General features: G+C 66.0%; 8 protein-coding genes. All 8 read right to left on the bottom strand.

Annotated elements, in window-relative coordinates; translation table 11 throughout:
- A partial coding sequence (locus FJ386_14295; GenBank protein MBM3877861.1) for an HlyC/CorC family transporter occupies positions 1-1,417 on the bottom strand: 1,417 nt, incomplete at its 3' end.
- A 73-nt stretch (positions 1,418-1,490) separates the two neighbouring features.
- On the bottom strand, positions 1,491-2,375 hold the full coding sequence (locus FJ386_14290) for a DUF502 domain-containing protein (GenBank protein ID MBM3877860.1): 885 nt from the start codon (positions 2,373-2,375) through the stop codon (positions 1,491-1,493).
- A gap of 143 nt (positions 2,376-2,518) precedes the next feature.
- Positions 2,519-4,120, bottom strand: coding sequence for an AbgT family transporter (locus tag FJ386_14285; GenBank protein ID MBM3877859.1), 1,602 nt, complete (start codon positions 4,118-4,120; stop codon positions 2,519-2,521).
- 60 nt (positions 4,121-4,180) lie between these two features.
- Positions 4,181-5,569 (bottom strand): DUF3526 domain-containing protein, encoded by a 1,389-nt coding sequence (locus FJ386_14280; GenBank protein MBM3877858.1) that lies wholly within the window; start codon positions 5,567-5,569, stop codon positions 4,181-4,183.
- 2 nt (positions 5,570-5,571) lie between these two features.
- The gene (locus FJ386_14275; GenBank protein MBM3877857.1) at positions 5,572-6,990 is read right to left on the bottom strand and encodes a DUF3526 domain-containing protein; all 1,419 of its coding nucleotides are present in this window, start codon (positions 6,988-6,990) and stop codon (positions 5,572-5,574) included.
- Positions 6,987-7,688, bottom strand: a complete 702-nt coding sequence (locus tag FJ386_14270) for an ABC transporter ATP-binding protein (GenBank protein ID MBM3877856.1) — start codon at positions 7,686-7,688, stop codon at positions 6,987-6,989. The genes FJ386_14275 and FJ386_14270 overlap by 4 nt, the downstream gene beginning before the upstream one ends.
- A 45-nt stretch (positions 7,689-7,733) precedes the next feature.
- Positions 7,734-8,267 (bottom strand): protease modulator HflC, encoded by a 534-nt coding sequence (gene hflC / locus FJ386_14265; GenBank protein MBM3877855.1) that lies wholly within the window; start codon positions 8,265-8,267, stop codon positions 7,734-7,736.
- 744 nt (positions 8,268-9,011) lie between these two features.
- Positions 9,012-9,476, bottom strand: a complete 465-nt coding sequence (locus FJ386_14260; GenBank protein ID MBM3877854.1) for an SUF system NifU family Fe-S cluster assembly protein — start codon at positions 9,474-9,476, stop codon at positions 9,012-9,014.
- Positions 9,477-9,676 lie beyond the last annotated feature (200 nt).

Genomic DNA, 9,676 nt, shown 5'->3' with positions numbered 1-9,676 from the left:
GATTGTCCCCGGTCTTGTAGAGCACCTTGCCCGCATTGGTCACCTCGATCATGCGCGCCTGGGAAAACGGGCAGCGCAAGAAATACTGGATGAGGCGCTGGATTCCCGCCCGATCGCCCGCCTCCAAGCGCACGCTCTGGTCCACACTGAAGCCCGAATGCTTCCAGGAACGGATGTTGGCGACCACCTCCTCGGTAATCTTGCCCTCGGCCAGCAGCAGCGCGAAGACCTCTTGTTCCCACAGCTTGAGGAACGGTTCGCTCGCCAGCTTGGGCAAGGGCAGGAACGTGCCGCCTGCCTGTGCGTGGCCGCACGCAGACAGGTCGGGCAGAAACACTCCAATCAGCCAGGAACCGTCCTCGCGCTTCTTGGCTTCCGGCTTGGCGCGTTCGCCTTGTGTCGGAAACTCGCCCACCACCGCTTCCATCAAGTCGTTCAGCGTGACCAGGCCGACCATGCTTCCGAACTCGTCCGTCACCAGCGCGATGTGCTTGCCGCTCTGCTTGAACGTCTCGACGAGCTGCAACACCGTCTGCGACTCCGGCACAATGAGCGGCGGGATCATCAGGTCCTTTAGGTTCACGCCCACACCGGCGGCGAGGTTGGCGTAAATCGCCTTCACGGACACCGTGCCGACGGTGTGATCGCGATTGCTCCGGTAAACCGGGAAGTGCGAGTGATTGCTCACCACAATCTTGTGCCAGACCTGTTCGTGCGGATCGTCCTGATTCAACCAGATGACCTTCGGGCGCGGGGTCATGATTTCGCGCACCGGCAACTGGTCGAGTTTCAGTGCGCTGTCCACGATTTGGCTTTCCACCTTGTTGAACGCGCCCGCCCGGACCCCCTCTTGCATCATCACGCGGACTTCCTCCTCCGAAACCGTCACTTCCTTCCCCGGTTTGGAACCAAGCACCCGCAGCAGGCCCTCCGTGGACACGCTCAGGAAACTCACCGCTGGCCCGGCAGCTCTCGAAAGCCAGTTCATCGGCCGCGCGACCATCATCGCGATCCCTTCCGGGTTGCTCAAACCGAACCGCTTCGGCACGAGTTCCCCGATCACCAGCGAGAAATAGGTAATGACCAGCACCACGATGGCGAAGGCGATCTTGTCCGCGTAACCGGCCAGGAAGGATGCCTGCCCGATCCACCCGGCCAGTTCGGTCGCCAGGGTGGCGCCGCCAAAAGCCCCCGCGAAGATGCCCACCAACGTGATGCCGATTTGCACCGTCGAAAGAAAGCGGTTGGGCGACTCGGCGAGGTCCAAGGCCAGCCGCGCCTTCGCGTTGCCCAGGTCGGCCAGTCGCCGCAAGCGCGCTTTCTTCGCGGACACGACGGCAATCTCTGCCATCGCGAACACGCCGTTCGCGATGAGCAGCAGCAGAATGACGGCGGTTTCAAAGGCAATTCGATTCATGCACTGATTCTAGCCGGGGTTGCTCCACCTCGAAAGGTTGCACTTCAACCGGGCCGGCTCTTTCGAGATTGAATCAGTTTTGGGGTGTCTCCTTCGCCGGGTCCGCTGCCCTGGTTCCGGCGGGAGAGGGAACGGACGCCGCGAGCGCCGCCGCCTCGCCGCCGGCTCCAAGGGCCGGGGTGTTTTCCGCAACCCGGGCTCCGTTGACGATCGCCGCCCCACCAACGGGGACATAGTCTGGCGCTACGGAGCCCAGGCTCATGATGAATTTGATGCCGTCAGCCACCGACATGTCGAGTTTGACGATCCGCGCTTTCGGCGCCAGGACGATGAAGCCGCTGGTGGGGTTGGGCGTGGTGGGCACGAAGACACTGACCACTTCCTCCCGGGTCTTGTGCTGCACCTCGCCGTGCTGGTCCCCGGTGATGAAGCCGATCGAGTAAAGCCCGGCGCGGGGAAACTCGATCAGCACCACTTGCTGGAACGCCGTGTTCTTGCTGGAGGTGAACGCCTCGTTGATTTGCTTGAGCGCGCCGTAGATTTTGTTCAGCAGCGGCACGCGCAGGAGCAGGTCGTCCGCCAGGCGAATCAACTTCCTGCCGAGATAGTGGCGGGCGAATCGTCCGACCAGCGTGATCAGCCCGATCGCCAACGCCAAGGCGCACAAGCTCCAGTACCAATGCATCGGCCCTTCACCCCCGCGCTCGTGAGTCCAGGCCTTCGGCAGGAAGAAGAGTAGCGCGTCGGTGACATTCGAGACGGTGCCGAACAGCCAGACGACGGCGCCAATGGACAGCAGAGCAGGCAAGACCACCGCGAGGCCGGTGAAGAAATTTGCCTTCCAGTGGGCGAGAGGTTTTTTCATCGCGATTGAGGAGTTGCGTTTGGCGGCGGTTTCAAAGACCTGAATAGCGCCGCCAACAGGGGTGGAACCAATGGGTTTCGGCAGAAACGCCATTCAGGTCCGGCCCGCGCCAGCGGGGCCAGGCGGCGGCGGCGGGGCCGAAACTCAGCCAGTGCCCCAACGCCACATCGAGGGCGTCAGGCCAGACCGCACGCCGGACTGCCAACGAAGAGGGGGGACGGGACATCATGTGCATATCACGGATGGAGGTAGGTGGATTGGAGGCCCAGCGGCAGGCCCAGCGCCCAATAGACCAGCAGCAGCACCGTCCACGTCGCCAGGAAGAGCACCGAGTAAGGCAGCATCGTCGCCACGAGCGTGCCGATGCCGGTGCCTTTCACGTAGCGCTGGCAATAGACGACGATGAGCGGGAAGTAAGGCAGCAGCGGCGTGATGATGTTGGTGCTCGAATCGCCGATGCGGTAGGCGGCCTGGGTCAGTTCGGGCGACAGCCCCAGTTGCATCAACATCGGCACAAAGATGGGCCCCAGCAGCGCCCACTTGGCCGACGCCGAGCCGATGAGCAGGTTCACCATCGTGCTCAACAGAATGACGCCCACGATGGTGACCTGGCCCGGCAGTCCCAGACCTTTGAGGAAGCTGGCCCCTTCCACCGCCAGCAGCGCGCCCAGGTTCGACTCCCGGAACACGTAAGTGAACTGCGCCGCCGCAAACGCCATCACCAGGTAATAGCTCATCGCCCCCATGGACTTGCTCATGCCCTTGATGACGTCGCGATGGTTCTTCACCGTCCCCGCTGCGTAACCAAACGCCACGCCCGGCAGCAGGAACAGCAGAAAGATCAGCGGCACAATCGAGTCCATGAGCGGCGACCCGTGCGCGGTGAGGGAGCCGTCGCGCGTGCGCAAGGGTGATGCCGCCGGCGCCGCCGCCAGCACGAGCACCGCGACGCCGATGACCATCGCCCCCAAACCCACCCACAGCCCCCGGCGTTCGGCGGGCGAGAGGGTGCCGAGCGCGGGCTGATCGCCGGAGTTGCCGTCCACGGGCAAGCGGCGCAAGCGCGGCTCGATCACCCAATCGGTCAGCAGCCAGCCCACGGCGACGATGGCAAGGCAGGATGCGCTCATGAAATACCAGTTGCAGAGCGGATTGACCATGCGTCCCGGCGCAATGATCTGCGCCGCCGATTGCGTGAAACCTTGCAAGAGCGGATCAAGACTCGAGGGCAAAAACGTCGCGCTGAACCCGCCCGACACCCCGGCGAACGCCGCGGCGATCCCCGCCAGCGGATGCCGCCCCGCCGCCATGAAGATGATTCCGCCCAGCGGAATCACCAGCACGTAGCCCACGTCGCCGGCGCTGTGACTGAGAATGGCGACCAGCAGCAGCGCGGGCGTCAGCCAGCGGCGCGGCGTCAGGACCAGCAGGCCCTTCAGCAACGCGCTGATGAAGCCCGTGTGTTCCGCCACGCCCACCCCGAGCATCGCCACCAGCACGACTCCCAGCGGCGGAAACTCCGTGAAGGTCTTGACCATGCGCGAGAGAAACTGGGTCAGCGCGGCGCCGCTCAACTGGTTCTTGACCTGGATGGGCTCGCTGGCGGTGATCTGGCCGGCAGCGTCGCGAACCACGGTGCGCGGATCCATCTCGGTGAACTGCACCGGCGCCAGCAGCGCCGAGAGCAGCCACGTCAGCGCCATCGCCATGACGAACAGCACCGCGGGGTCGGGCAGCTTGTTGCCGGCCCATTCAATGCCGTCGAGGAACCGCTGTGCCGCGCCCCGGGCGGGCGCGGTGGTTGAAGGGGGGTTATTCATGGGAACAGGTGCAGCCATGAAACCACCGCTGCCCGGCGTCAGCAAGGCCCGGACGAACCAGGGGCTGGAAGGTCCGCTTCATGCGCTCAAAATGCCGAGGCGCGCGGGCCGCAAGCTTCGCCACGCCCATGCGCCCAGCGCGCCAGCCAGCGCAAGCATTCCGGCCAGGCTGGCCAGCACGCGGCCCATCCAGACGCCGGCCGGTTCTTCACGGAATGCGAAGCGCGGCAGCTTGTCGAGGTCGGCCATCGTGATCGGTTCGCGCTTATGAATGCGCGGTGTGAAAAAGTCGGACACGGCCTGCCGCAGCCCGCCGACCTGTTCGCGGAAGGCGCGGTGCCGCCAGTAGCCGGTGCCGGCCAGATCGGTCAGCGCCTCCTGTGCGGCGATGGCGGGCGAGAGGAAACGCCAGCGGGCGACCGCGGTTTGCTGGCGGGCGAGTTGCGCGTCGAACTGCTGGCGCACCGGATCGAGGGCGCGGGCCACTTCGCTTTGCACGGTGAGATGTTGCGCGGCGAAATCGGCCTGCTGTCCGGGCGGGGCCAGCTCCGGATGATCGCGGTAGAACGAGTTGAGCAATTCCCCGCCGCGCTTCTCCGCTTCGCCCGAGGCCTTGCGTCCCGCCGCCACGAGTTCCGGCCGCGAAGGCGTGGGGTAAAGCGTTTCCACGGTCACGTTCAACAGCGTGGGCGCCACGAGCACGAGCACCACCCACGCGGCGCCCAGCGCGGTGGCCGCGCCCGCGGCGCTGTGCGCGACGGCGTTGACCGCCACGGCCATCGCCAGCCAGAACAGTCCGTAGGTCAGCACGACCCCCAGCGCGAGCATCAGCCGCGCGGCCAAGCTTTCCGAGCCTCCGGAGAGACCCGCCGCCAGGGTGGCGAGCGCCGCGAGTGTCAGCATGGGCAATCCGCGGGCCAGGGCGCGACGCGCCATCCAACGCCACGGCGTGATGCCCTGGGCCAGGGCCAGCCGCAGCGTGCCGGCTTCCCGGTCGCCCGCCATGAGGTCATAGACCAGCGCGAGGAGAAACAACGGGAAGAGCCACACCAGCACGAAGGCGAGGTCGAAGCGCCCCGCCATCAGATGCGACGGATTCTCCAATTCGGAGCGGGTGTCGGCGGGCGTGGCGAGTCGCCAGAGTACGACGGTTTCGTGCCCGGGCGACAGGTCGGACTGGCCTGTGGCCAGCAACGGCAGCGGCGCGGGGGGCAACACCGCCGTCGTTCCGCGCCCGGCGATGGCTTTGGGGTCCACCGGTTGTTGGCCCAGCACGTCGCGCAGTTGCCTCTGGAACTGCTCGGAGTCTTGCGTGAGCGCGGTGGCGACTTCGCGATGACCCTGGGCCGGGCCCGAGCCATTCCAAAGGCCATAGCCAAGCGCGGCGGCGAACAGGCCGAGCAGCATCCACGCGGCGCGTTCGCGCGCGAGCAGCCGAAGTTCGAGGTGAAAGAGGCGCGAGGTCATGCTCAATTCGGTTTCAGTCGCGGCACGACGAGCAGCAGGGCGGCCCAGGCGCCGGCGGCCCAGAGGAACAATACCACCAGTCCCGGCGCGGCGGCGCGCAGGGCGTGGGCGGACGGCGGCGGGTCGTAGCGGAAGGCGGGCAGCTTCTCCCAGACCTCGCGTCCGACCACGCCGCCGTGGCCGGCGCTCACCGGGGTGTTCATCATCTCCTCGTTGAGCACACGCACATAGTTGCGGCGATGCTGCTCGGCGGCGACGGAAAAATGGCGGTGATGCGTGAAGTCCGTCCCGGCCAGCGCCATCGAGGCGGCGCGCAAGCCCAGCAGCGGCGCAACCAGACCCGCGCACGTGACCAGGCGGTCTTGCGATTCGAGACGGTCCCAAAGCCGGCCGAAGTGATGGTCGAAGACCTCGCCCGCCATGCGTTCGCTCTCCAGCATGACCAGGCCATTGAAGTTGAACGGCAGCTCCTCGAGGCGCGTCTTGCCGTGCTTCTGCAGCGTTTGCCGGGCGAATTCCTGCAGCCGCTGGTTGCGTGGATTATGGCCGTCGAGTCCTTCCTGCACGGCCTTGTTCATCGCGGATTCGAACTCGGCCAGCTTCGGCGTGGGCAGGAGCCGTTGCGCGAGGTCCGCGCCGAGGCGCGGAGCGAGCACGGCGTTGGCCGCCCAGCCCACCAGCAGCACCGCCAGCGCGGCGCGCGCGGTGGAGGCGACCGCCGAGACCGCGAGGCACACGCCGAGAATGGCGGCGAGATAAAGGGCGTAGGCTCCGCCGAGCCAGGCCAGGCGGATCCAACTCCCACCGGCGTCGCCCCCTGGACTTTGCGCCAGGGCCACGGCGCCGCACAACGCGACGGGGAGCAACAGCGCCCCCAGCGCGGCCGCGAGGCCGAGCGCTTTGCCGAGCACCAGGTCGCGCGGGCGCACGCCGAGGCTCAGGACTTGGCGGAGCGTGCCGCGCTCGCGTTCACCGGCCAGCGCGCCGAAGGTGAGCAGAACGACGAGCAGCGGCACGAGCAGTTGCAGGCCGGTGGCGGCGGTCAACTCGCCGAAGCGGCGCATGGCGGTGGTGTCCTGCGCGGGAAGGAAGGCCGCCTGATTCTGGCGGTGCGCTTCGAGGAACACCGTCGTGCCGACGAAAGGCTCGATGCCCCGATCGAACACGGCCAGCGGCGCGAGCGGCTTGAAGACATAGACGCCGTAATGGCCGGCCGAGTGGGAGTTCTTCTCGCCCTGGTTGAGCCAGCTCTCGCGTTCCAGGGCGGCGGCGGTGGCGCGCTCGGCGCGGGTGCGCTGGACCTGCTGCCACGCCAGCAGCAGCGCTACCCCGAGCAGGAGGACGACGACGGTCGCAGCGATGCGGAAGCGTCCGTCGCGCCAGGCGTCGAGGAATTCCTTGTGGGCAATGGCGAGAATCATGCGCGGAGATGTTCCAGGTAGAGCTTTTCCAAATCCACGTGCTGGATGTCCTTCACGACGTAATCGCCGGCCAGTTGGCCATTGAGCAGGATGCCGATGCGGGTGGCATCCTCCTGCGCGCGGAACAGATCATGCGTGGCCATCAGCACCGCGACCCCCTGCCCGGCGAGCTTGCGCAACAGTCGCGAAAACTCGTGCGACGCGGCGGGGTCGAGGCCGGACGTGGGTTCGTCGAGCAGCAAGGCTTTGGCTTCGGTGGCCAACGCGAGGGCGATGCCGACCTTCTGGCGCATGCCTTTGGAATAGGTGGCCACGCGGCGGTCGGCAACCTCTGCCGGCAGGCCGGCGCGCTTGAGGAGCAGGAGCAACTCGTCGCGCGTGTGCCGGCGCCCGCCCAGCGTGCTGAAGTAATCGAGGTTCTCCACCCCGGTGAAGCGCGGGTAGAGCATGACCTGTTCGGGGATGTAAGCCAGTTGCCGGCGCGCGGCGAGGGGATCCGCCGCGACGCTCGCGCCGTTGACGCGGGCCTCGCCCGCGTCAGGCGTGAGGAAGCCGAGCAGGAGGTTGATGGTCGTCGTCTTGCCCGCGCCGTTGGGGCCTAGCAAGGCGAACACTTCGCCGGGCTGGATGTTCAGGTTGAGTTCGTTGACGGCGGCGTGGCCGTTGAAGTGTTTGGTGAGTTTAAGCGTTTCGAGCATAGGCAGCGGTGGCGTTGCCGGGTCGCGGCGGCAGGTTCGCGAGCCTCACCGGGCCGCGCGGGCCGGGGTGCCGCCGGGCGTTGGGGATTGCGGGCTGCTGAGGTAGCGGAACAGGTCCGAGTCCGCCGGCAGCACCAGCGTGCTGCGTTTGCCGACAAACTGTTCGTAGGCCTGGAGACTGCGCACGAAGGCGTAGAACTCGGCGTCCTTGCCGTAGGCCTCCGCATAGACGCGCGTGGCGGTGGCGTCGCCTTCGCCGCGGAGTTTCTCGGCGTCCTGTTTGGCCGTGGCCAGGAGGATGGTGCGTTGTTTGTCGGTTTCGGCTTTGAGCTTGGCGGACTCCTCCTCGCCTTCGCTGCGGTAGCGTTTGGCCTCGCGCTCGCGTTCGGCCTGCATGCGCTGAAAGACGCTCTGCTGCACTTCGGCCGGCAGGTCGGCGCGCTTGATGCGGACGTCCACCACCTCGATGCCGAATTCCTTGGCCTTCTCGCGGGTGGTCTTGGCCACGTTACTGACTGATAACTGATAGGCATTTGCTTTTTCGACGTGGCTGGAGTGTGCCGGGCTGGGGGTGGCCATTCAAGGCGAAACGCGGCAGAATTGTCCCCTGCCAAGTGCCTGGTCGGCGTTTCGGGGCTGCAGCCTCCAGCAAGGCCGCTCAGGGCACCACAGCGGCTGGAAAGGGTGTTGGCGCTGACCGTCCAGGGTGCAGTTCACCGTCGAGCAGATGCCCCGCCGCGCGCCCGGCGCCACTGCCCCACCGGTTCCGCTGGCCCTGAGCCTCAGAGCGTGTCCGAAAATTGCGCGGGGTCCTGCGGCGAGGGATTTTGGCTGTGGCCAAGGCGGCGAGGTCCGAGCATCCCCAACGCGGGCTGTAAGGACCGAGCCAACGCAGGCCACGGACAAAAGACCCGCCGCCCGGAGGGTTTTCGCGCAATTTTCGGACACGCTCTCAGCCCGCAACCGAGACCTTCGCCGAGGGCGGGGCGCGTGCCGCTTGCTCCTCCCACAGTCCGCAGTGGCGCAGAATCTTCTCCACGACCTCAGTCTGCCTTCGCTCGACCTGCCTGCCGGCAGGCAGGTGAAGGCGATGATTTTCATCTCCGCGCCACACTTGGGACAGCGAATTGGGTCCGACGCGTACACCTGTTTGATCAGCGCCGCCCAGCCTTTGCGAGCCTCCCGCGCCGAGGGGGACGTTTTCGTAGGAGTGCATCGTTAATTTACTTTAGTCACAGATTGGACACTGATTAATTTCGGCTAGGTGCTCGCCCAACTTGAGTCTTTATCGGTGTTCAATCGGTGTTTCATCAGTGGTCGAAATCATTCCGCCTTCGGGTTATCGCCTTCCGTGCTCACCGTCTCTGCGCTGCCTTCCACCGCCGCCTTGGCTGCGTGCCACGAAAGGCTGGCGCACTTCACGCGCGCCGGGAACTTGTGCACGCCCGCAAATGCCGCGAGCTTGCCCAGGCTGTCGTCCGCGTGGCCGGTGGTGACCATGGCATGCACCTTGCCGAAGAGCGCCTCCACGTCCGCGCGGGTCTTGCCCTTGATGGTGCTGGTGAGCAGCGACGCCGACGCCTTCGAGATGGCGCAGCCGGAGCCTTGGAAGGTCGCCTCCTTCACCACGTCGCCCTCCATGAGCAAATAAACGGTGTAATTGTCGCCGCAGAGCGGGTTGCGCCCGTGCGCGATACGGTTGGCGCCGGGCAGCTCGCGGAAGTTCCGCGGGCTTTTCGCATGCTCCAAGATGACTTCCTGGTAAAGGTCGTTGAGGTCGTCGTTCATGGCGTCTAATTGCTCAATGGGAGTAAGCTTTCGTAATTAATTTAGTTCACGGCGCGTTCAACTTCTTCAGCAACGCATCCGTCCGTTCGTCAAAAATCTTCCGCCACTCGGGGGCCACGAGGCAGTCGCAGTCTTCCTGCGCGTAGCCCGTGTTCTTCCGCTGCGCCTCGGTCGGCAGGTAAAAGAGGTAGCCGTTGGTG

It is taken from the genome of Verrucomicrobiota bacterium (assembly GCA_016871675.1).
GTDB lineage: Bacteria > Verrucomicrobiota > Verrucomicrobiia > Limisphaerales > VHCN01 > VHCN01.
This window is presented reverse-complemented; position numbering and strand designations above follow the sequence as displayed.